General features: G+C 60.1%; 15 protein-coding genes. 3 read left to right on the top strand and 12 right to left on the bottom strand.

Annotated features, from left to right (window positions below; genetic code table 11):
• The 6 genes from HLH25_RS18910 to HLH25_RS18885 all read right to left on the bottom strand — a co-directional run.
• On the bottom strand, positions 1-6,494 hold a 6,494-nt coding region (locus HLH25_RS18910), incomplete at its 3' end, for an MBG domain-containing protein (protein ID WP_343065516.1).
• Positions 6,495-6,829: 335 nt separating this feature from the next.
• Complete coding sequence (locus HLH25_RS18905; RefSeq protein WP_182975557.1) at positions 6,830-7,186, bottom strand: hypothetical protein; 357 nt, start codon at positions 7,184-7,186, stop codon at positions 6,830-6,832.
• 104 nt (positions 7,187-7,290) lie between these two features.
• Positions 7,291-7,872: a hypothetical protein gene (locus tag HLH25_RS18900; protein ID WP_182975556.1), complete on the bottom strand. Its 582-nt coding sequence runs from the start codon at positions 7,870-7,872 to the stop codon at positions 7,291-7,293.
• A gap of 37 nt (positions 7,873-7,909) precedes the next feature.
• Positions 7,910-9,256, bottom strand: a complete 1,347-nt coding sequence (gene repC / locus HLH25_RS18895; protein WP_182975555.1) for a replication initiation protein RepC — start codon at positions 9,254-9,256, stop codon at positions 7,910-7,912.
• A 389-nt stretch (positions 9,257-9,645) separates the two neighbouring features.
• The gene (locus tag HLH25_RS18890; protein WP_246376980.1) at positions 9,646-10,149 is read right to left on the bottom strand and encodes a transglycosylase SLT domain-containing protein; all 504 of its coding nucleotides are present in this window, start codon (positions 10,147-10,149) and stop codon (positions 9,646-9,648) included.
• Positions 10,150-10,376: 227 nt separating this feature from the next.
• Positions 10,377-10,853: a hypothetical protein gene (locus tag HLH25_RS18885; RefSeq protein WP_182975553.1), complete on the bottom strand. Its 477-nt coding sequence runs from the start codon at positions 10,851-10,853 to the stop codon at positions 10,377-10,379.
• 124 nt (positions 10,854-10,977) lie between these two features.
• Here HLH25_RS18885 and HLH25_RS18880 point away from each other — a divergent pair, with 124 nt between their 5' ends.
• Together HLH25_RS18880 and HLH25_RS18875 are read left to right on the top strand one after the other, a co-directional pair.
• Positions 10,978-11,898: a DsbC family protein gene (locus HLH25_RS18880; protein ID WP_182975552.1), complete on the top strand. Its 921-nt coding sequence runs from the start codon at positions 10,978-10,980 to the stop codon at positions 11,896-11,898.
• 254 nt (positions 11,899-12,152) lie between these two features.
• Complete coding sequence (locus tag HLH25_RS18875; protein ID WP_182975551.1) at positions 12,153-12,365, top strand: hypothetical protein; 213 nt, start codon at positions 12,153-12,155, stop codon at positions 12,363-12,365.
• Between the two features lie 207 nt (positions 12,366-12,572).
• Here HLH25_RS18875 and HLH25_RS18870 read toward each other — a convergent pair whose 3' ends face one another.
• From HLH25_RS18870 to HLH25_RS20415, 4 genes are all read right to left on the bottom strand, one after another.
• Positions 12,573-14,102, bottom strand: a complete 1,530-nt coding sequence (locus HLH25_RS18870; RefSeq protein WP_343065515.1) for a Fic family protein — start codon at positions 14,100-14,102, stop codon at positions 12,573-12,575.
• 590 nt (positions 14,103-14,692) lie between these two features.
• Positions 14,693-15,184, bottom strand: coding sequence for a hypothetical protein (locus HLH25_RS18860; protein ID WP_182975549.1), 492 nt, complete (start codon positions 15,182-15,184; stop codon positions 14,693-14,695).
• Between the two features lie 18 nt (positions 15,185-15,202).
• Positions 15,203-17,512 carry a DotA/TraY family protein gene (locus tag HLH25_RS18855; protein WP_182975548.1) on the bottom strand — a complete coding sequence of 770 codons (2,310 nt, stop codon included), beginning with the start codon at positions 17,510-17,512 and terminating at the stop codon, positions 15,203-15,205.
• 4 nt (positions 17,513-17,516) lie between these two features.
• Complete coding sequence (locus HLH25_RS20415) at positions 17,517-18,080, bottom strand: BAR domain-containing protein (protein ID WP_246402780.1); 564 nt, start codon at positions 18,078-18,080, stop codon at positions 17,517-17,519.
• A 551-nt stretch (positions 18,081-18,631) separates the two neighbouring features.
• Here HLH25_RS20415 and HLH25_RS20410 point away from each other — a divergent pair.
• Positions 18,632-18,886 carry a hypothetical protein gene (locus HLH25_RS20410; protein ID WP_246402778.1) on the top strand — a complete coding sequence of 85 codons (255 nt, stop codon included), beginning with the start codon at positions 18,632-18,634 and terminating at the stop codon, positions 18,884-18,886.
• A gap of 372 nt (positions 18,887-19,258) precedes the next feature.
• Here the strand turns inward: HLH25_RS20410 and HLH25_RS18845 are convergent, their stop codons facing one another.
• The gene (locus HLH25_RS18845) at positions 19,259-20,434 is read right to left on the bottom strand and encodes a hypothetical protein (protein WP_182975546.1); all 1,176 of its coding nucleotides are present in this window, start codon (positions 20,432-20,434) and stop codon (positions 19,259-19,261) included.
• On the bottom strand, positions 20,434-20,994 hold the full coding sequence (locus tag HLH25_RS18840) for a hypothetical protein (protein ID WP_246402775.1): 561 nt from the start codon (positions 20,992-20,994) through the stop codon (positions 20,434-20,436). The genes HLH25_RS18845 and HLH25_RS18840 overlap by 1 nt, the downstream gene beginning before the upstream one ends.
• Positions 20,995-22,040: the final 1,046 nt, after the last annotated feature.

Below are 22,040 nucleotides of genomic sequence, written 5' to 3'. Positions count from 1 at the left end.
GTGACGGCATAGTTCGACAGACCGGTGCCGGTCGCGCCGGCAGCGGTGATCCCATAGTGGCCGACATTGCTGGCGCCAGTCGCCGGCGTGGCCAGGGTGACGGCGGAGACGGTGTCGCCGTTGACCAGCCCGCTGGTGCTGAACTGGCTGGTACCGAGATCCGGCGTCTGCCCGTAGGTGCTGGACTGGTCGAGCGCGGTGACGGTCAGCGCGGCCGGGTCGATCGTCAGCGTGCCGCCCCGGTAGGTGACGGTATAGTTCGACAGACCAGTGCCGGTCGCCCCGCTGGCGGCGATGCCGTAGGTGCCGACGCTGCTGGCGCCCGTGGCCGCTGTGGTCAGTGCCACGGACGAGACGGTGTCACCATTCACGAGGCCCACGGTCGAGAACGCGCTGTTCCCGAGGGCGGGCGTCTGCCCGTAGGTGCTGGCCTGATCGAGCGCGGTGACGGTCAGCGCGGCCGGGTCGATCGTCAGCGTGCCACCCCGATAGGTGACGGCATAGTTCGACAGACCGGTGCCGGTCGCGCCGGCAGCGGTGATCCCATAGTGGCCGACATTGCTGGCGCCAGTCGCCGGCGTGGCCAGGGTGACGGCGGAGACGCTGTCGCCGTTGACCAGCCCGCTGGTGCTGAACTGGCTGGTACCGAGATCCGGGGTCTGCCCGTAGGTGCTGGACTGGTCGAGCGCGGTGACGGTCAGCGCGGCCGGATCGATCGTCAACGTGCCCGGGACATAGCTGACCGTGTAGTTGCCCAGCCCGGCGCCGGTCGCGCCGGCAGCGGTGATGCCGTAGGCGCCGACATTGCTGGCACCCGTGGCGGCCGTGGCCAGGGTGACGGCGGAGACGGTGTCGCCGTTGACCAGCCCGCTGGTGCTGAACTGGCTGGTACCGAGATCCGGCGTCTGCCCGTAGGTGCTGGACTGGTCGAGCGCGGTGACGGTCAGCGCGGCCGGGTCGATCGTCAGCGTGCCGCCCCGGTAGGTGACGGTATAGTTCGACAGACCAGTGCCGGTCGCCCCGCTGGCGGTGATGCCGTAGGCGCCGACGCTGCTGGCGCCCGTGGCGGCCGTTGCCAGGGTGACGGCGGAGACGGTGTCGCCGTTGACCAGGCCGACCGATGAAACCGCTGAGGTTCCGAGATTTGGTGTGGTGCCGTAAACGCTGGTTTGGTTGAGCGCGGTGATCGTCAACGAGGCCGGATTGATGGTGAGCGTGCCTGGTACGTATGAGATCGCATAGTTCGAGAGGCCCACTCCCTGGGCCATGGTTGCTCGGACAGCAACCGCCCCGACGGGATAAACACCGACTGGCACAGATCCGGTCGCCGCCGTCGTGATCCGGACAGACGTTATCGTATCGCCATTGACGAGGCCACTGGTTGAGTAATTCGTGGCCGAAGGGCTCGGAGTCGTTCCATAGACGCTGGACAGATTTCCTGCCGTGATGACCAAATGAGCCGGAGTTACAGTGTTCGTCCCAGCGTATGTGATCTGATATCCAGCCTTGGTGGCACCGGTTCCCCATGCCGCATAGGAGCCGACCGATGATGTTGATGTGGCCAGAGTTTGATATCCGGAGACGGGCGAATCAAGATTGCTGCCCGCGTTGGACCAGGATACGTCGGAAGATCCGTAAACCCGGGTCCCGCTAACGTCGATGATCTTGTATGGCAGCGCGGATAACACCGGATATGGAATTCCAGATACCCATGCCCCGTCGGTAAGGTTATACCCCCCGGATGCCCATTGAGCCGTTGTTAGGCCGGTTACGTCTGTCGATGTCCCTGCGCCCGTGGCCAATTGGGAGAGCGCTGTCGTCGAATCAAAATAGTCGTTCGACGTTGTTCCGTAATCGCTCCCCGCAAACGCACCGATCTTCGCTTGTTGAGTAGTCGCACTCGTTACAGAACTCGATGTATATGAGTTCGATATCGTGTTGTCCGTCGCGACATTATAACCGACGAAGCCACCGATGCTTGGCGTCCAGGCGCCAGCCACTGATCCCGTTGAATAGGAATCTGTTATGGTGCCACCTGAATAGCCGACAAAACCACCGATATTGCCGGACTGTGCGGACGTCACGGTGCCAGCCGCATACGAAGTCGATGTCGAGGATGCGCTCCCGGTGTATCCTAGGAGACCGCCGACGTTTGCAGACGCCTGAGAAGACACATTTCCAGTAGCGGATGATTGAGAGATCGTTCCGTCAGTGGCGCCAACCAAGCCGCCAACATTCGTGCCATCATAGGCCGTGGTCGATGATATGGCATTCGAGGCGTGCGAGTCATGAATTGATCCACTATTGCGCCCGGCGAGGCCGCCGATGCTTACGAGTGGGCCGTATCCCGTTGTTGAGGAGTAATTCGTATTGGTGTCATTGGCATTGATGGTGCCAGAGACATATGAGGAGTCGATTTCCCCCTTGTTCCAGCCAACGAGCGCTCCAACCCCAATGTTGGCTGCAGTCAGTGTGGATGAAATGTTGGCATTATCCAGGGTGAGACCGGAGACTTTCCCTGTGGCGGATAGCTGAGAAAAGAGGCCGACATAGGCGTCTGTAGAGTCATCGATCGTCAGGTTCGAGATCGCATGTCCCTGTCCATCGAGAATACCAGAATATCCTGATGTGCCGCCGATTGGCGCAAAATTTGACACGCTGGTGGCATCAATATCGGAAACCAGAACGTAATCTGCCGCCAGGGCGGCATTGATGCTTTGGAGGCCGAAGGTGGACTGAACGCGCCAGACGGGCGTTGTCGCAGCAAAAGTCCCGCTGGCGCCAAAGTAGCCAAGCTGGTTCCCGGCGATCCCAAGTAGGTATGGAGTTTCGCCGCTTTGGTTTCCCCAGATCGACGCCGAAAACCCGGCAGGCAGTGCTCCGGCCAGGGTTGCAATGGTCGTGCCTGTTGTTCCGTGGCTATCTCCGTCACCAACAGGGCTGATGCCAAGCGCCGAGTTGTAATAGGCGTTTTCGTAAGTGATGGTTGACCTTTCCGGGCCGGCAGACTGGTCGGAAAATAGGTTTCCGAACAGCGCGCCAGTGGACATTCCGGAGGGACCGCTCACAGAGCCTGTTGCGTAAACGTTAGAGACGTTGCCCTGAGGACTCCATTCGTTTCCAACCAGGCCGCCAGCAGACATTGCAGCTGTGGATGTGCTTCCGACGCTTCCTGTCGTGTATGCGTTCGCGATTATGCCGGTTGAGGATCCATTCCAGCCGACGAGGCCTCCGACACCTCCAGATTGAGCGCCAGAGGTTGAGACGGCAGCATTGGCGTATGCTGATGAAATCGTACCGCTATTGGCACCGGCTAAGCCGCCCACATCGGAGATAATGCTGGCGTTTCCGACCACGGAAAGCGTACCGGCGGCCGACGCATATTTGACGGTGCCAGTATTGATTCCTACAAGCCCACCGACCTGAGTCCTATCGTTCGAGGTGGCACTGGAGCTTGTATTGAAGCCGGTCGCAACGCTTATTGATACGTCTGTGCCTGTCGCAGATACATTGGAAATAGTCCCGGAGTTGGTGCCGGACACAACGCCAACGCCATTGGATGCTGTTGCTCCAGATACGGCTGCATTGTTGAAATTAACATTCGTGATCGATCCGGCGTTCTGAGCGAAAAGGCCGACGTAAGGAAGATACGGATTGAGTGCCAGATTCGAAATTGTGTGCCCGAGGCCATCGAACGTGCCATGGAACTCGGATTCTCCTCCTATCGCGGAGAACAGTCCAATCGCTGATGCATCAATATCGTTTGCGAGAGCAAAATTTCCATTCAGATTGGCTGAGATGAGATAAAGGCTGTTGGCCGAGAAGATCAAGCTGACGGGCGTGGTGGCAGAGAAGCTGCCGGAGCTACCGAAGTAGACAGTCTGAGGTATCGACTGGCTCGGGTCGCTCTTTGTGAGATAGGGGGTCGTCTGATTATTCTGATTCCCCCAGGACTCTGGCTCGAATCCGGAGGGTAAGCTTGCGGTCATCTGGCTCGTGGTCAGGCCTGTGACACCGGTGGAGACGCCATTCGAGACCCCAACCGACTGTCCCGATGTATCCGTATTGTAGTAGACGTTCGAGATGGATGTTCCGTCGGAATAGCCAAACGCGCCGCCGGCCGTTGCCGCGGAGGCCGTTCCGGTCGAGAAAGAGTCGGAAACGCTGACTGGCGTGTAGATCGTCCCGTTCGTGGATACTCCGGTCGCACCGATTAGGCCGCCGGCCTTGTTTTCTGTTGATGGTCCGGAAATGGAGGCGCTTCCGATCGCGTATGTGTTTGAAATCGCGCCGACATTGAAGCCGATTAGGCCACCAGCATTGTTGTATTGGAGCGATCCGGTGTTTCCACCTGTAATCGATGCGTTGCCGGTGGCGAAGGATGTGTTGACGGTGCCGGAGTTATAACCGACTAAGCCGCCAACGTCCGAATTAAAGGTGTCAGATGCGTTGCTGACGTTTCCACTTGCGGATGAACTGGTGATCGTTCCGTTTGTCGAGGGCTGGTTACAGTTGTTGCATCCGACCAGGCCGCCGACATCCTGGCCGTTCGTGACGCTTCCATATGCCAGGGCGTTCGTAATGTAGCCGACATTGGACCCAACCAGTCCTCCGAGGTTGTCGGTGTTGGCGAGGCCTCCGGAAACTACTGGGCTACTGACATTGACGATTGCGTTGACGTTATTTAGGGCGCCTGTGTTCAGGCCCGCGAAACCGCCGGCCGCGGCTTGTGTATAAGAGGTCGTCGTCACCGTTCCATAGGCGGAGCTATACCAGACGTTCCCGGAGTTCTGTCCCAGCCCACCGCCAGCATTTCCGTTGGCGGTGACGGTTCCGGAGGCCGACAGCCCGATAATGGTTCCGGCGCTGCTCCCGGCAAGCACGCCGGCGCTTGTGCCTGATGCGGTGGCGGTGATGTTGGCATTACTGAATCTCGGGGCCTGGATATTGGCCTGCGATCCGACCTGCCCGAAAAGGCCGACATAGGCATATTGGCCATCATTGATGGTCAGATTGTTGATGTAGTTGCCCAGCCCCATGAAAGCACCGTTGAACGCGGTGTAGGCCGGAGATCCCGATGCGACAGAATTTCCGATCGGGATGAAATTGGAAATGCTGCTGAGGTCGACACTATTCGCCAGCGCGTAAAGTCCGTTCGGGGCAACCGCCTCCAGTTCCGCCGGTGTCCAGATCAGTGTGAAGGGATTACCGTTGATGCTGAGGGAACCGCTGTCTTGGGTCGCGTAAGTGAGGGTCGCGGAATTGAAATTGATGCCCTGTGCAGTCATGGCGACTGCCCCGGCACCCTGAACGGTGACGCCGCTGTTAAAATTGATCTGACCATATGCGGACAGCGTGAGCGCAGCTCCGCTGCTCCATGAGATCGGCGCGTTGATATTGATCGCACCGGTTCCGCCGGTTCCAATGACGCCAACGCCGCTTGACGTCGCACTCGTCGTTTGCTCGGTCACGTTCGTGCCGGTATTGAGCGTTGAGGAAATCGTGGTCGCAGCGGCGCTGTCGATCGTCAGGTCGTCCGGATCGGTCAGCCATTCTCCTCCGACACCAGCGCGGACGGTGATCGCGCCAGTTGTCAAACTGCGCGCCGACGTCTCCACGTATCCCGCAGACTTGCTCTCGCCGGCCAGTATCTTCGCCCCGCTGTCGAGGCTTACCTTCGTAGCGAGCTGGTGGCCTCCTTTGGCGGAGCTACCAACTAAAATGGTTCCGCCAGGCTTGGCCGCATCGACGGCGCGCGCATCCAACGTAGCCGCTCCGCCAATTTCGACATCATGTCCGTTTGCGACGATCGTCCCGCCTGCACCGCCCCTTGTATGCGCCGCCACCTTGCCGGAGACTGAGACAGTTCCCTCGTCCGCCGTAAGGTAAACGCCGTCGGAGCCGTCAACCACCCCGGTTGCCGAGATCACACCCTCGTGGTTGCCAGCAAGCGCATATACGTTTCCACCTGCGGATCTCAATTCGGCCGACGCCGCTTCTATGCGGCCCGAGTTCGTTACATCTCCCTTGGTCCTCGACTTTGTTTTGACAAAAATGCCGTCGCGTTCATTCTTCTCAGTCAGGATCACAGAGTCGCCGGCGACCATCGCGACAGTGCCGTTGCCCGCCTGAATCTGACCGCTGTTGGCGACGGATTGCCCGAAGAGGGTCACGGATCCATTTTTCGAGTAAATGGCGCCCTTGTTGATGACCTGCCCCTTTGACGAGCCGGACAATGTCACCGGTCCGCCGGACATGAACTGTTCGTTGCTCGTGTCACGGGTCGAGGCCGTGAAGGATCCGTCGACGACTACGCGGCCGCCAGGCGCCACGACCACTCCGTTCGGATTGATCAGGAAAACCGATCCGGTCGCGTTCACCTTGCCGGCGATTTCGGACATCTGTCCGCCTGTGACGCGGTTGAGCGTTGCACCCGAGCCGTTGTTAAACTGAACAGATTTACCGCTGCCGACAGAGAAACCTTGCCAGTCGATAACTCCGCGCCCGCTACGAAGCTACCCCCGACCGGTAACGCCTGAGCCAGCGCCGCCACCGGCGTGAGGATCGTGTAGCCGACCAGTAGCCTGAGAGAGAGTTTCATCGACCGTCCCGCGCGATTTCCTTTCCCTGGATTATCGCGTGGGCGTTTGTAACTCTGGTTCTTCTGCTGGCCGCAACGAGCTCGTCCGTCAATATACCGCCTGTTATCAGAGCTCTCGCGGCTTTGATCCATCTGCGTTTCGGAACGACTAAGGTAGCGGCTGAACTGCGCCCCTCAGATGCGCCGAGCGATTCAGAAGGCGTCGCTGCGATATGTCAGTCCGGGGTTTCACGGCGTCGGCTTCCTATCTGGCAGCAGTTCCTTCATGTCGTCTCGGATGGCCCTCGCGAGGGCTGGGTCGGGACCGTAAATCGCTGCGGCGAAGATCCCGCGTTGTGAGCCCGTGACCTGCGGCGACCTGGTCCCTGCCTTGACGCGAGCAAGAATCGTCTCTCGCTGCGTGGGAGAGAGGTTGGCCTGGATGGCCTCTCGGAAGGCCCGTACCTCGGTGACGCATCGCACGTCGATGGCGACGCGGCTTTCGAGGGAGAGCAGAGCCATTTGGCGGGAGAGATTGTACTCTACCTGCAGCCCGACCAACATGCCGCCACCGAAAGAGCCAATACCGATGAAGAAGGCGTCCACTAGCGCTCGACGGCGCCAAGGTGCTTTCGGTGAGCGTCGGGTAGATCCATTCTGCTCCTGAATGGCCGGCTCGCCCATAGTCTTCGTCGTCTTTCGTCCGGTCCTCACAAGGACCTCCACGACACCGTCCAGACGGCTTCTCCAGAGGTGCCCAGGGTCGCCGATTCACCATCTGCGAGGTCGATGACGCCGTGGAATTCGAAGTCCCGCGACACCGGACAATCTATTGTACCGACGCCCGAGAGGGTTGTGCGGTCCATTTTTAAGAGGGCCTCGTCCGTCAAATCGACCCTCAATGTGACGTGATGGTTCGTGCCCACCACTGCGCTGACGGTCCCTGACATGCCATCGTGGAAGATTTTCCCGACCGACACCGGCGGTTTCCCCGGTCGAACGTCCAGTTCGCCGACATAAGGGATCTCTGTGAACTGCGACCAGGGCACCGGCGTGCCCGATGTCGAGACGACCAGAGAACGTGTTTCTGTTCCGCCACGAAGGCTGATCGAGAAGGTACCCAGCGACCCTTCGTGCCCGGCTTTCTGGCCTGTCTCTGTGGGCCTGAAAGCCGCATTTACGGCCTGCATGCGGTCTTTCCCCGGCGTTAACGTTCCGGAATTGCCGCACCCAGCCAGCAAGAGAGACAAAAAAAGTGTTGGTAGGCAGCGAATGCTCGCGAGTGAGGCCATCGTCCGCAAATCCGATCAGTAATGGGCGTCCCAAACATTATCTGTGCGGTATTTGTAACTCCGGTTGAGGGCAACCGTGCCAGGAGTGACTCCCCTCTTTCTCACGACGCGCCGGTTCGAGCTCACGGGCCCGAGCATCGCGAAGCGCATACAAGCTGCGATCCAGGTAAAGCTGGCTTCGGCATCCGCGCTCGGTGAGGGCTCTGAGGTAAGCGTCGCGACGATATATGACCGCCCCGCGTTCAAGGCGCGCGGCCATGATGATGATCGCGATAGCGGCCTGGAGGGGCCCAAGCACTGCGCGTGCTTGCGTCCAGGCGTGGTAGGAAACCCCGATTTCGCCAGATAGGTATCCGGCCGCGACGACGAGCTCATCAGCACTGGGCCGAGCCGAGACGCAAAATTCACGTAAACGACTGCAAATCTCCAGATAGAACAACGCTGTGCCTTTGAATCCTCTGAGGGCCGCGCGATCGTCAACACGATTGAGGTCGGCCGGAACGTCTGATTTCGCACTCCGCATTGCTTCAATGCGATTGCGGCCTTTGGCCGCTACAGGGACTACTTTATTTAGAGATTGATTGTCTTTTGTATCTGTATAGTGGGCGCCGAAATCAGGACCCATGGGCTCCGTTTCTGGTGTGTAAGCGCATGATTCAACACGGTTATCCACAGCGATATCGCCAGCGGCGTCCCCGACCGCCTGGTGGAGCGAAACCATCTCGGAATGATAGGCTTCGAGCCTGGAGATTGTGGTGGTCCGAAGTCGAGCACGCATAAGGCGCATGGCGTCTCTGGCAATCTGCTCCAGGCCGGCTCTCTCGGCGCTTGCACGCACCTGATCGTTGAGATCGGCTATCGCCCCGCAAAGGAAGGAAACCCGTTCCCGGCGCCGGCGCGCGTCTGCCAAAAGCTCGACTAACTCCGGCCATCGAAAGCGCAGGCTGGACAGGTTGAATCCTACCCGCACTTCTCCATCTGCCCCCTGCCAGCGGCGGCCCCGTTGACCGTTACGCCCGTCCTGGGCGACCAGGAGCTTTGCGTCGGCCAATTCCCGAATGTGGCGCTGGAGCGCCGTCCGCGAAAGCCCGGTCCAACTCATGAGCGTGGTGTTGTGGGCGTAAATGAACGGCGTCTCGAGAGGTTCCCAATCATCCGGCCGGGTTTTCTCGATCATCGCGATCAGCGTTGATGTAGCGGACCGACTGACAGGCAATTGACCCCTTAACGACTTCAACGTGTTCAGGATGTCTCGCTTCGACGGCGTAGCCGGCGGAGGACCGTTCAGTTCGTCCTGGGCGGCAGCCATGGACGGGGTAAACCGGCGTCGCCCTTGGCGCGACGGTGGGAGCGCGGGCTCGCGCCCGCTTTCAGGGATATCCATTCGATGATCCGCGGTGAGGCTGTTGGAAGGCTCGCCTCCCATGCCAGGCCCCGGACAAAACACTCCCGCTCGCAATTTTCGCTTGCGTTACCGAGGGAGTTGGCGCTATCAATCAAATTGCATTGTTTGTTTGATTGATAGCGTTTGTTTGGTTTTGGGGCCCTGGCTCTTCCGATTTGGCGATCGGGGGAGGCAGGGTTTTCTTTTATCTGGTGTTTGTCAGTGCATTGAGCCTCCAAAAGCGAATCGCGATGCCCGCGCCATCTGGCAGCACGGATGTGACTGCACGCTGCCGCCCTTTCCGTCGGGCAACAATTCCCGAATCGGACAATCACGAAGAATTGATGACAAAAACCCTTGATTTTGTGTCCATTTTGGCTCAGCGTTGTTCACGAGATCACGGCCTCTGTGGCGCCACTGCCCATGCGAGTTGAGATGGCCGTCTCATACTGGCCAACCGTCCATCCCGTCATATTGTTGGCCGCTAACGCCTTCGCAGAAACAAACGTGCTGAGCGGCGTCGCTGCATCCGTTTCCGTTGCAATCGCTGAGCCGGCTTTCGTTCCGAACATGTAGGCACCATACACTTGGGCCCCAGTGGCGGTCCCTCCGGTGGCGCTACTGACCGCGCTGGCGTAGTCACTGATAATCGCGCTAGCCACCTTCGCCTGCGTCGCCGGATCGCTGCGGTCCGCGTCGGAGAGGCCCAATTGCGAAGCGTATTGGTTCCAGGTCGCGTCCGTGACCTGCCAGACGCCATCTGCACTCGACGAACCGTTTCCGACGTTCTGAAAATGGCTCTCGATTTGCCCGAACGCAGCGAGTGTGTCCGGATTGATGCCGGCAGCCTGCGCGGCCGCAACCGCATCAGCGCCGTAGGTCTGCGCCATCATCGTCTCGTACGCGTCCGATGTGCCCCACGCACCATCAAAGGATGTGGCCGTCCCCGAGGTCCCGCTGCTGGACGTACCACTCCCCCCCGGACTGGTGAAGGTTGGCGCGCCAATTTCCGGATATGCCGGAACCACCTGCTCCGGTATCGCCGCCGCAGACGGGGAGACATGGAGCAACTGCCCGGTCAAGACCGCGCCGACGACCACGCGGTAGAAGGGCGCACCCATCACAGCTTAGGGTGCGTGAACAACACCCGGCCGTCACTCCCCTCGCCGGCGACCTCACAGCGTGTCGGGTTCGAAGGCACGAGCGGCCGATAGTCGAGGACATCCGCGTCCGGCAGCCACGCGTAGTTCGTCCCTCGCCGCAGTACCTTCCGCCACCCGGCTTGCACGTCGTCAGTCACCGCGATCTGCGGTGCTGCAGACCCGACACGCTGCGACGAGGCACGCGGCTCCTGGAAAAGCGGCTCGAAGTCGTGCGCCGGGCTCATGCACCTGGTCGGGACGGGTGTGGGCTTGGCTACCGTTACTGCCGCCTTGCCGTTCGCGGGTGGCGTCCCCCAGTCTCGCGGGCCGATTTCGCTTTGCCGCTCCTGGGAGAGGCGATCCAGTTGCTCGGGGGACAAGTGCTGACCATGAGCCGGTGCGCCGCAGAGGATCGGCGCACCCACCAAGGCCACGAATAGAATCAAACGGGACACGGGGAATCTCTCACGCAGTTGCTGTCGTGCGTACCATGCCCGTCACGTTTGTGACTGCGCGCACGAGCGCCATGCGTCCGGTCACAAACAACCGCGGCATGCTACCGCAAGGAGGAATTTTGCAATGCGAACCCTTGCCTATGCAGCACTTGTCGCGAGCGTCCCGACGGTGGCGATCGCCGGCACCGCCTGCCCCGCTCCCGAGCCGATCGCCACAGGAGCTATCACTCAACCGCCCCCCCTATTGACGGACGCGCCCCGCGTTACGGCCGCGGAGATCGCCGCATCACCTGCCCTTACGCGCATCACGAGCCGTGGCGCGGTCCTCTACCGGTTGAAAGAGGAGCATGGTCTACGAGGCGTATTCGCGCGGACTGGAGATCAATTCCGGGTCTTCTACCTTACCCCGGATGACCAGGCAGAAATCGGCGGCGTCATGTGGGATGCGAGCGGCCGCAACGTCACTCGTGCCCAGGTCGCAGAGATACCGGGAGCGATCCCAACCGCCCACTGGGCACCGGCGCCATTGCCCTCTTCTTCGGCGAACGACGACCTCCCACATTCCGATGCGGTCGTGGATCCGGTGGCCCGGCTGGCAGCCGCCCACTTTGGCGTGGACGGCCGGCAGAATGCTCCCCGCGTCTATATGATCATCGATCCCCTATGCCCGTTTTCGACCCGAGCGTTCGGAGCCCTTCAGCCCTACGTTGAAAGCGGGAAGCTCCAACTCGCGCTCGTCCCTGTCGCGATCAATGACCATGAAAACGGCGGCGCAAGCACACCAGCCGCAATGCAGATGCTATCCGCGCCGTCACAGGAAATGGCCCGCGCGTGGCGCCGTATCAGCGACGTCGGACACGCGGTCCCAGGCCAGGAGCCGGACGCAGCCGCCTCGGCGGAACTGACGCTGAACCTGGCCGCGGCCCACGCCGTGAAAATGCGCGGAACGCCCACTCTCATCTGGAAAGACAAGACGGGCGCCTCGCGCCAGGAAACCGGTATGCCGGATGATATTGCGCAGTTTCTCGCGAGCCTGCCGTCGTGAGGCGGCGGAGCGGAACCCGGGGCGGCGTCGCCGGCGTTGTCGGCTGGCTCGCCCGCCCCTTCACGATGGCCCTCAGACCGGCGTACCGAACGGCGAAAGGCGGACTGCTCGGAGTCTATGACGCGCCAACGCTGGCCGTCGATGACACTCTTGAAGCTCGGGGCCCGGGTCAAACGGAAGGGGACCAGAACGCGATTCAGCGCCTTAAGCCGGTACGGGCGCGGAGCAGGACTCTTGGCAGGCTCTTCGCCACGTTGCTGCTGTTTGACCTTACCTGCTGGTGCTGGCTCGTCCTTGTCGATGGCGTGGGAATCTTCGCCCCCGCAAGCATCATGCGCGTCGCGATCGGCGTCGTGCTCGGCGGTCAGTTCCTGGTGTTTGCTCTCACGAACTGGCAGGCGCGCACCGGCCGCAGCGGGAGCTTCTCCACGTTCCTCTCGGACGGCGGCAACGTCTGGCCGCGATGAACGAAGCGCACTGCATGGAGCGATCGTGAATCCGGACGGTATCGCAGGATGGCCACCTCGCCGAAGCCGGCCGGCCGGCCGGTAGTCCGGGTGGCCCCGATTGACGCCCCGGGCCAGCAGCACAAGCAGCGTTTGGGGTTCCTCGCCGGCAATATCCGGGCGCCCGAGGACTTCGACCGGATAGGGCTGGAGGAGATCTGTGGACGATCACCTCTTCGGCGCGAAGGCATCTCTGACGGCCTGCACGAATGACGCCCACATCTCATCCGTTACCTGCGAATGATCGCGACGCAGCTTCCTGCCTACGCTGTCTTCATTGTTTCCCGTCACGGAGCGGATTATCTCGTCCGCCAGCGTATCCGGCATCTCGCAAATCTCCTTCAGGGCTAGCCGGGCGTTATCGTGGCTGCGGAGATAAACCGCCTCAGCCCGCATGTGATGAACTATGGTGGTGTTGATCACATCGGCCATGTAAATGACATGCGGAGCATAGTTGGCATATCGCCAGGTTGGCCGAGCCATGCCGTCCTCAGAAAAGACGAGATCTGATTCCATGCCGTCGGGATACGTTGTCGGCTTTGAGGCGAACGAGATGTATGACCTAATTTGATTCATCAGAGGACTGGAAATTTTGTCCAGGACGTCGTCATAGGCACGGCGGCTGGTTGGGTCGTCATTAATAGCGACGGACACTGGTAGAATGACGTCCTCCGTGGTCGCACCGTCCCGACGCAGAATGTCATTGATGAGAAAGCGGTGCACGCGGCCATTGCCATCGATGAGCGGGTGGACGTAAACGAACCCGAAAGATGCAATGGCGGCTCGCATGACTGGTGACTGGTATTGCGTGCGCTCCAGAAATGTCTCAATGCCCTCAAGCATGACCGCCACGTCTTCTGCCGGGGGCGCCAAATAGTGCACGACCTGCGAGTGATGGGATGTCTGGCCCACGAAAACGGGAGACTTTCGATATCCGCAGGATGGGAGCAAAGCAGTGTCGCCTAGGATGGCCTGCTGAAGCCTGGCCAGTCTCTGCTCCGACAGAATGCTTGCGCACGGCTTGCGACCGTCTGGAGCGTCACTTCCATGGGCAGGCGGGCCATCATGACCGGTCCACGTCGCGATAACCTGGGCGAAACGCTGGATGCGGTTAGTCTCTCCAGACTCCTTTTCAATGGCGAAGCTTGCCCGGCTTTCTCGTGTTGTGAGCCATGAAGCAGAACGGGAGAGCAATTCCGCGCCGAACTCCTCAACAATTTCATCATAGTGTCGTGAGATATTGTAATTAAATGCCTCCATAAGACGCTCGGAAAGCGGTATCGCCGGACAGAAAAACCTCGTCCCGGGCATATTATTGATGACTTTCCATTTCGAGATGCGGTCTTCCGTTCCCACTATATTCCCAGACAGATTCCTTTGTCTGTCGAGCGCTGAAACGTAAGATCCTCGCAAACCCGATGGCTGAAGAAGATCCTCGCCAGTGAGGAACTCGTACAGGAACGCAGCGCGCCGGGCGTACTGACTTGTGGGTTTGCTGTTCACCCACTCCTGGACGAACCGGGGACCGGCGACGTTGAAGACCCGCGAGAGCAGCTCTAAGTTTATGGGTTCATGACGGATATGGAACTGAAGGTGCTCGGCCGCTCCGTCTCCGGGATACATCAGGGGAGGATAGATTTCGGTAATATAGGGGCCGAGGTCTGTCGTGCGGCGGTTGGTTCCGATGTAACTTCTCACTGCCAGGTCGCCAAAGGGCTCTGCTTTGAAAGTCTCTGCGAGCCATAGTCCCCCGCAAGTCGTGCCTGTGCCAGCCATTCCACCACCTGTGAAAAACGGGCCACCTTGCCCAAGAACGGTAAGTGTAGCACAAAAATGGTGAAAAATGGTCTCTCCGACACAAAAATGATGCGAGAGGAGATGTAGGAGTGATCGAATTTAACCTCTTCGGCTTTGTTTTCCTGCGCTCGGGATGCGCGGCAGTCGCCTTAGGCGGCCTTCTGGCATACATCCTGCCCTGAACAGGCCGCTTCAGAACGTCCCGGCCTTCGCAGCTTTCTGATCGATCGACCAGGCGCTGGTCTCGTAGCTCGGCCGATCGGCCTGGTCCACTGGATCGTTCGGTTTGACGATCGTCCCGGCCCGTGAGGCCAACGCCGGCCGCCACACCGCCGGTGTGGAGCCGTACGGCGCGTATGGGTCAAACAGGGATTGCTTCACATGGGGCGGAGGCGGCGGATGGTAAGAGGCGACCGACCGTATGTTGCCGTGCGCGCATCCGGCGACGCCCAACCCGAGGACCACTACGGCGGAGACGCGGCACCAGTGCATCATGCTGCCTTGGACGGCGAGACGGGCTTAGTCGCGCTTTTGAGATCGGCCAGTTCCTTCTCAGCCGCCTCCGCTCGGGCCTTCCACATGTCGGCCCAATTTTTACCCTTGGTGCACAGGTCTTGGTATTTGGCGGTCAAGTCGTCGCACGTTTCCGCTAGGGCTCTCGCGCGCTCCCTCAACGCATCCCGCTCTTCCGCAATTGTTTTCTCTCGGCGCAGGGAGTTCTGCGCAATTTCCTTTAATTCGTCCCTACGGGCGGCAGTCTTGTCGCCATATTCAATCCATTCGGCCAACTTCTCTTTCTGCCGATCGCGTTCGTGATACAGTGCATTATATTTCACAACGAGACTATTATACATGTCGGCAAGTTCGTTATATTGAGAGAGCGGGACCGCCACCCCCTGTTTCTGCGCACGAGCCATCGCGGACGCAGCTGCCTCCGTCGCCTTGGTAATCCGAACCAGTTTGTCGTAAGCAAGCATATCCATGCGCCGGATCCCTTAAACCTACTCTTCTTCCTGGCCAGCGATCATCATCAGCGACCTCGTCGCCGAATCTACAGGCGGGGCGCCGGCTTTGTCTATGTTTTCCGGACCATTGCCTCCGTTTCCAAGGCCAACCGCTGTGTCTCTCGCCAAGCCCGCGGCCTTCTCCGTGGGCGTGGAAAGACCCTGCCCAGTGCTTTTGTCGGAGAAGTCGTCACTATCGACACGGCCAATGCTGGTCATGCCGGCCATGGCTGGAATGTGATGCGGCAATGTTGAGATCAGCCGGAATGCCATGACCGCGAGGCTCATTTCCATCGTGACAAACATGCATAGGAGCACGATCAGACCGATCATATTGTCCAGAAGCCACCCATGATCGAACACGAAGCCGGTTGCTACTGTAAAGCCTTTCATAATCAACCACGATATGGCCGCAAACACTGTGTAGCTGAAGATAAGACCTGCGATCATCATCACCGGTCGGAAGATGATGGTGAACAAAACCTCATACCCGCGCAGGCCGCCACCGTGCAGACCGTCGCCCTTGAATACCATGTGAGCCAGCATCCAAAGCGGGAACCCGACAACAGCCTCGATGACGACCAGATACCAACCCGCGACACCCACTGTCCAATAGGCGAAGGGCGTCATTGGCAGCACATACGCGAGAGTGATCCCAGGACCGAGCAGCAGAAAGGCGCCCGCGAAAATCGGTGTCAGTAGCGCCTTGATCAACCCGCTCAATGCAAATGTGGTGGCAGAGGCAGCAGCCGCAGGCAGGTCACCCGTCACGAGGTTCGCGGCAGTCGCCAGACCGGAAGCAGTCTTGCTACTGGCGATTGCCGCGCCCCCGATGATTGCCAGCGCAGTGTGAATCAGAATGTGCCCGAGGGTTATCATCGCGCCGAGCGGGTCGGTCCAACCCGTGCCCGACGTAGGTGAGATGAGATGATTCACAATCAACGTCATCAAGCCGTTCGACACGCCAACCGCTTGGAGGGCTTTGTCCAACCCGCTCTCGGCAGAGTCTGGGATCTCCCCATTGTGATACAGGCGCATGGCCCCATTGGGAGCGCTCGGACTGTCAGCGGCTGCAAGCTGCTTTTCTTCAGTCGCCTGGTACCGCTCGATGGCATCCGCGGAAGCTGCGAGATCCAGCATTAAATCGTGACCGAGCCCCTGCCAGTTAGGGTGAGTCACCGAAGGGACGATCGACGCCACAGCGAGCACTTCAGAGTTGAGCCGCGAGATCTCGAGATAATAGGCGCCAAGCCCTGTCCAGCCGAGGTTTTTCATCGCCAAATAGCCAGAATCGGTGGTGGAGGACGCCCCGTCAGAGTATTGAGCTCGGATCTTGCTTACGGCTGTGCTTGCGGCAGAGGTTAACGCGGCCGAATATGCTGTGTTCGCGGACACCAGGACCGCGTCCATGGCTCGCAACGCGGTTGCATCACGGGTCTGCCACAACGTCGTGGCCAGAGTCTCCATCGGCGGTCGGACAGCCTCTATGAGGCTTTTGAGCGCGGTCACTTGTTGCGCGGACACGTCGGAGAGATCGATCGTCGTCCCAAGCGCGTGCTGTCCCTCTTGGCTCGGGATGCTCACCCGGATGCTCCCGCAGACGGACGTGCCACTCGCGTTCCCCGATGACAGCTTATAATCAACTGTTACCGCGGCTCCGCCCCCCGGGTTGACGACCGAAGGCTCGGGCGCGACGAGCGGGTTGTGGGTCGCGGCCCCAACCAGTGCGCGGCACAACTCACTCTCCATGACCGCCATCACGACCTGACGTGTCCCGGGAATAATTGGCTCGGCAATTGGCAATGCATCAGGGCCAACCGCTTTCGCCACCACGTTGTTAAGATTCCTGGCCATGCCGATCGAGGGTTTAGCCAGGTCCTGAACAAGGATGGCTTGGCCCACGGAGAACCCATTATTCGATGCCACGGGGACCATGAGCGCTACGGACATCACGATCCGTATCGGCGCCCAGCCAGAAAAGTGCGCCGAAAGAATCTTGCCTGACTCTGCGGTCCTATGCAGTTGGACGACGGAGCCGTACGTGATCCAGAATGCGGCAATCAGCATCACATAGGCAGAAATGTACTGAAGCATCGTGCCGGCAGCCGTTGAGCCGCCGGATGTCATTGGGAACAGAGAGTCCAGAACTTGGGCGCTCCAATCGTCCCCCGCGCTAAGGTCGCTCCAGGAAATTGAGGACGGGTCTGTATCTGCGAACGCCGTTCCGAAACGAGCGCAGAGCATCGCGAGGGCGATCACACCGTGGCGGGCGCCTTTTTTGAGGTTCTCGACTCTCAACAGGCCCATTTGGTCAGGCCCCAGGGCTGGGGCTGTTATCTGGCGCCCGGTCCCTCGTCCGCTTTCGGTCTTCTGTAAAAAAATCGCGGAAGCGGTTCACCAGCCTTTCAAGCGCAGCGCCGACCTCCTTGATAAAATCCTTTCCAGGCTCATGGCCCGGCAATTTTTCGAGTTTGTGTCCTACCTTCGCGGCCTCTTCCTCTGCCGCCTTCACCGAAGCGTCGCCGGAGGCCCCGCGTACGGATGCATCGGATGCGAGAAGTTCCGCCTCTTTCCCAAGCCGCCCCGCGGATTTCCTAAGCTTTTCCCAGGCGTCAGCGAAGCCGGGCGTCTGATCGAGCGCAGTGTGGTATTGCTTCCTCAGATCCCCATACGCCCCGTTCTCGGTCATGCCTGCAATTACCTTCTCGACACTGGCGCCCTCCTTCGCGGTAGCCTCGTCGAACGCCTCGAAGAAATCTCGCCCTACCTTCCTCAGCGCTCCGAGATCCTCTTCAACCGCCCGGCTAGCGTCGCGAACTTTGCGGGTTCGTCCTTCGAGATGGCGCGCGTCACTTTGCTCGCGGCGATCGGCCATGAAGTTTCCCAATGCACTGCGAACGGCACCCCCAAAAACGGCGGCGTGCGCCTTTGCTTTGTCTGCAGTCGGCTGCGTGCTGGGCTGGCTCTTCGCTGCGGGACCGGACTCGTAATCTCCCTCCCTGGACAAGGGGTCTCGACCGGGCCCGCCACTATTCTGTGTGGAGGGACCCGGCCTCACGGCCTCCGACGGCCTGCTGTCTTCTGCGGTCGTCGCCCTATGGTCCTCCTCAAGGCGCGCACGTTGCTCGCGTGCCTCAGGGCCTTCCGCGCCGTTGAAATTATCAGGGGTCGTGCCAGTTGGACTTTCCGCATCCAGGGGCCTCGCGGTTCGATTACCTCCGTCTGTCGAACGACGCTCTGCCCTTCGCCCTTGGTCGGCCTCAACGCCGAGCGAGCGCAAATACGCCTCCTCCTCACCTGGAGGCATTTCCGGTGCCGCCCCTCCCGATGGAGGATAGGGATCGCTGTCCGCAAAGCCAGCCGCCGGGCTTTCAGACGGCCTTTGCCCATCCCCGCCGCTCAGCGGACCATTCTCCGGCTGGGAACGTGGCTCGGAGGCCTCCGCCTGCTCGGGCGGAGTTCCGGGTGCAGGTGCAGGTGCAGGTGCAGGTGCAGGTGCAGGTGCAGGTGCAGGTGCAGGTGCAGGTGCAGGTGCAGGTGCAGGTGCAGGTGCAGGTGCAGGTGCAGGTGCAGCGTTCGCGCGACCGAGGCGGTAGTCAAGCACTGCGGCGATCCTTGCTGCCGCAATCGACGCCTGGTCCTCCGGCGTCATCTCTGCGACCTGAAGCGCCTGCTGCCTGATGTCTCGGGCGAGTGAGCGATCCTCAAGATCACCCGCCTTGCGGAGCATTCCCTTCATTTCATCGTTCTCGAGACCGGGAAGGTCCGTCGCGAAGCTGCGGAGACCGGCAGCGAGGAGCGGGGAAATCTTGGGATCCTCCCCAGTGCCGCTAAGCGCCTTCCAATCCTGGACAAGCCAAGCGACCTCCGTGGTGAAACGGGCGTCGCTTTCCAGGCGGGGGTTCTCCTCCAGCCGCTCTCGCAAATCGGCCACTTCTTTTCCGAGCCCGCGCTCCGCCTCGGGCACGCGAGCTTGCTGCGCGTCGAGCGCTGCCAGCGCCATTCCAAGGGGCCCAGATGCGGCTACGCCTGTTTCCGACATGACGAAGTCCTCTAATTCAGTGTTGAGGTTGGAACCGGCATCGGCGTGACCGGTCGTAAACGGCGCTCGGCTTCGATGGAGAGCCTTGTTGCCTCCATCAATGCGCGCTGTTGCTCCAGCTTGTATTGCTGCCAGAGAATCCAGTTCCGCTGAGCATCGAGCAGCGCAATCTGAACGAGCACGGATTTTGGCGCCGGCATTGCCTGAAGGTCAGCTTGCCAATCCGTACCACTATATTTCCGGTTTATCTCGAGGTCAGTCGCCTCGTATTCGCTGCCGGCATCGGTATTCGTTATTCCTTCCCGTGTTGCCTCCGCCTTCTGCGCGGAACTCAGCGACACGGTATTCGCGTGCCAACCCAGGACGCCATCGGTGACGTGTTCCGCCAATGTGATAGCCGCGTTGTAGGACCTGCGCCCAGGAAGCGAACCTTGTCCCTCGATAGACGTAAGGCTGCTCCCGCGCAGAGCTGCCGGAGGCGACGGTTGGATCAGCGTTGTGGCATAGTCGTTCGCCCGCGTAATTGCCTGCTTGTCGACATAGACAGGCGGCGTAAGGAGGCTGCTTGCGTTCTGGTCCGCGTCCTTTTGTTCCTGGGACGCGAGCGTGCAGACGCCCGCATCCGCTTCCGCGTCTGAACAATATAGACTGAAATGGTTATTGTTGGCGGCCTGCTGTGCCTGCCCGGCCCCCTCCCATGCAGGCGTACCCTTGTGAGCCTCGGCTCTCCCGCTTTTGCCTGAATCTAGGGCAGCCGCTACGTCGCCACCCTTCCTCGCCGCCACGACGGCGGCCTGCCCGCCTTCGAGATTCAGACAGTCCTGCCGGTTTACGGCATGATTGTTGCGTTGTTCAGAATTTCGCACCTCGCGCGCCAGCCGCGCATTCACCATGTTAGTTGCATCGGCAATCTGTTCTTGCGCCCCGACCTGCGCCTTCATGTAATTGCTAAGCTGGGCGAAGCCTGGCCCAAGAACCCCATTGATCCGACCAAGCGCCAGATTCACCATATTCTGGAAGGCCGACAGCGTGCCATTGAGCACTGCCTGCATTTCTATAATCGCGTGCACGATCGGAACGCTATCAAACAGCGCATAGGCCGGGCGGGGCGCGCTCATCGTGCCGACAATGAACGAGAACGCAACAATGACCAAAAACCGCATGAAGGAACTTGTGAGCCGCGCCATTACTGTTCCACCGTAGAATAGCCGGTGCTACTTCCAATCAAAGCAAGCGAATATCCGTCGGGAAGTTGTGTGCGCCCAGAGACATCCCACGAAACATTCCCCGAGGCATTCATGCCAGCGTTAAGAAGATTGTCACCGCCACCGCCGACATTGATAGTCGGGCAAAAGCTGCCCGCGCCCAGGCCGAGGTTGAAATTCGTGTCGAGCCCGGTGACCGACAATCCGCACTGTGCGGCGCCTTGCAGGCTCTCCCACTCGGACGTCAGTTCCGAGCACACCTTACCCATAGCCGCCTGGGCGATGCTCGCTATATTGATCCCGTTGGTAAGGACATCGAGCCCAATACCGTTAAAGAAATTCCCCAGACAGGTGAACTTGGTTACCGACTGAGGTTGATGGATCGTCGCGTCATCCGCCTTGAGGTCGGCAGCGATCCCGGTCGCCGCCGCCTGCACCAGGGCCTCGCACCCGGCAGGCGTGTCATCAGCACGCACCACCTCTGGGGTGACAGAAGACGCCAGTATGAGGATTGTTAACCCCGCCCTCGCGAAAGTCCTCATGGCTCTTTTAGCCCTGCGGGGACCGGTCTCGATGGTGGTAAAAATCGCATAAGGTCCCGCCGTGGCTGGGCCAACGCCTGCCGGGCGTGTTTATAGGTCAGCCAATCCGGCCTCTTGTCATTCTCTCGGTCATTACTCTCCCGCTCTTCGTTCGACATCGCGCAGCCCTTCCCCAGCAAGAAAATGTGCCGCGAACTGATTATTGCGGCTCGCTTCCTGAATCTGCTTGTTCGTGGGGAGAATAATGAACTCGTGTGTAACTCGGAGCGCGCACGGTCACCTGGGAATGGCACGTCGCTGATAGGCGTAGAACGCATACCTGTTATGCGTATGAGCCATAAGCGGGTATTTTTGGCAGTTACTCGCCGTTTAGTTGTAGCCCCACGGATCTAAACATAGTGTTAAAAATAGGGCGAACTGTGGAACATTTTGTACTATGCTGCATCGAAAGGATACATTCACACCGTTCGAACACCAGGGATTGAGGGTCGATGCTGCAGAGCGCAGTCTGCTTTCGCTATTACAGGCGTCCGATAAAGGTTGGGCCGCCTCCCGAACCCGCTGATCTCAGCAAGACATTATACGAGACCCTTGGCGAGTGGCGCGCAAGCGCGCAGTATACGCACAACGAATGGAAGCCGACGCGCTTCTGGCTGCGCGACGAGGAAGATTTACTTGAGCGCGTGTACCCGACGGCCAAGCCGGTGACGGACATAGCAACAGACCTCGGTCGCTCCGTAAGCGCAATTCGTGCAAAAGCACGATCGCTGGGGTTAAGGCGTCCGCTGCGCGGACGGGCGGCTGACGCCGCCTCTGCTATTGAAGCTACCCCCCCCCCCCCCCCTGTCTGTTGGTGATGTGCGAGGATGTATAGCGGAAGGGAGCCCGTCCCCCCCGAGGGTCTGGAGCCCGTTTGGGAGCATGGGTCCCTTCCACCTTTGCTCAACCCTGAACAGTTGCTTGGGACTTTCGATCCCGCATGACATGGACAGGAGCCCTCACCATGCCACAGCCCGTCATCGGCTGCGATCTTTCGCGCGCCTTCC

The organism is Gluconacetobacter dulcium, assembly GCF_014174165.1.
In the GTDB taxonomy this organism is placed as follows: Bacteria; Pseudomonadota; Alphaproteobacteria; order Acetobacterales; family Acetobacteraceae; genus Gluconacetobacter; species Gluconacetobacter dulcium.
The sequence above is the reverse complement of the archived record's forward strand: the minus strand, read 5'-3'. Positions and strand labels throughout refer to the sequence as shown.

What these genes read in the sequence shown, in the direction of transcription:
- HLH25_RS18900 (WP_182975556.1), bottom strand. Translation starts at nt 7,872, where the DNA reads ATGGCCTCACTCGCGAGCATTCGCTGCCTACCAACACTTTTTTTGTCT.
- repC (WP_182975555.1), bottom strand. Translation starts at nt 9,256, where the DNA reads ATGGATATCCCTGAAAGCGGGCGCGAGCCCGCGCTCCCACCGTCGCGC.
- HLH25_RS18890 (WP_246376980.1), bottom strand. Translation starts at nt 10,149, where the DNA reads ATGATGGCGCAGACCTACGGCGCTGATGCGGTTGCGGCCGCGCAGGCT.
- HLH25_RS18880 (WP_182975552.1), top strand. Translation starts at nt 10,978, where the DNA reads ATGCGAACCCTTGCCTATGCAGCACTTGTCGCGAGCGTCCCGACGGTG.
- HLH25_RS18860 (WP_182975549.1), bottom strand. Translation starts at nt 15,184, where the DNA reads ATGGATATGCTTGCTTACGACAAACTGGTTCGGATTACCAAGGCGACG.
- HLH25_RS18855 (WP_182975548.1), bottom strand. Translation starts at nt 17,512, where the DNA reads ATGGGCCTGTTGAGAGTCGAGAACCTCAAAAAAGGCGCCCGCCACGGT.
- HLH25_RS20415 (WP_246402780.1), bottom strand. Translation starts at nt 18,080, where the DNA reads ATGGCCGATCGCCGCGAGCAAAGTGACGCGCGCCATCTCGAAGGACGA.
- HLH25_RS18845 (WP_182975546.1), bottom strand. Translation starts at nt 20,434, where the DNA reads ATGGCGCGGCTCACAAGTTCCTTCATGCGGTTTTTGGTCATTGTTGCG.
- HLH25_RS18840 (WP_246402775.1), bottom strand. Translation starts at nt 20,994, where the DNA reads ATGAGGACTTTCGCGAGGGCGGGGTTAACAATCCTCATACTGGCGTCT.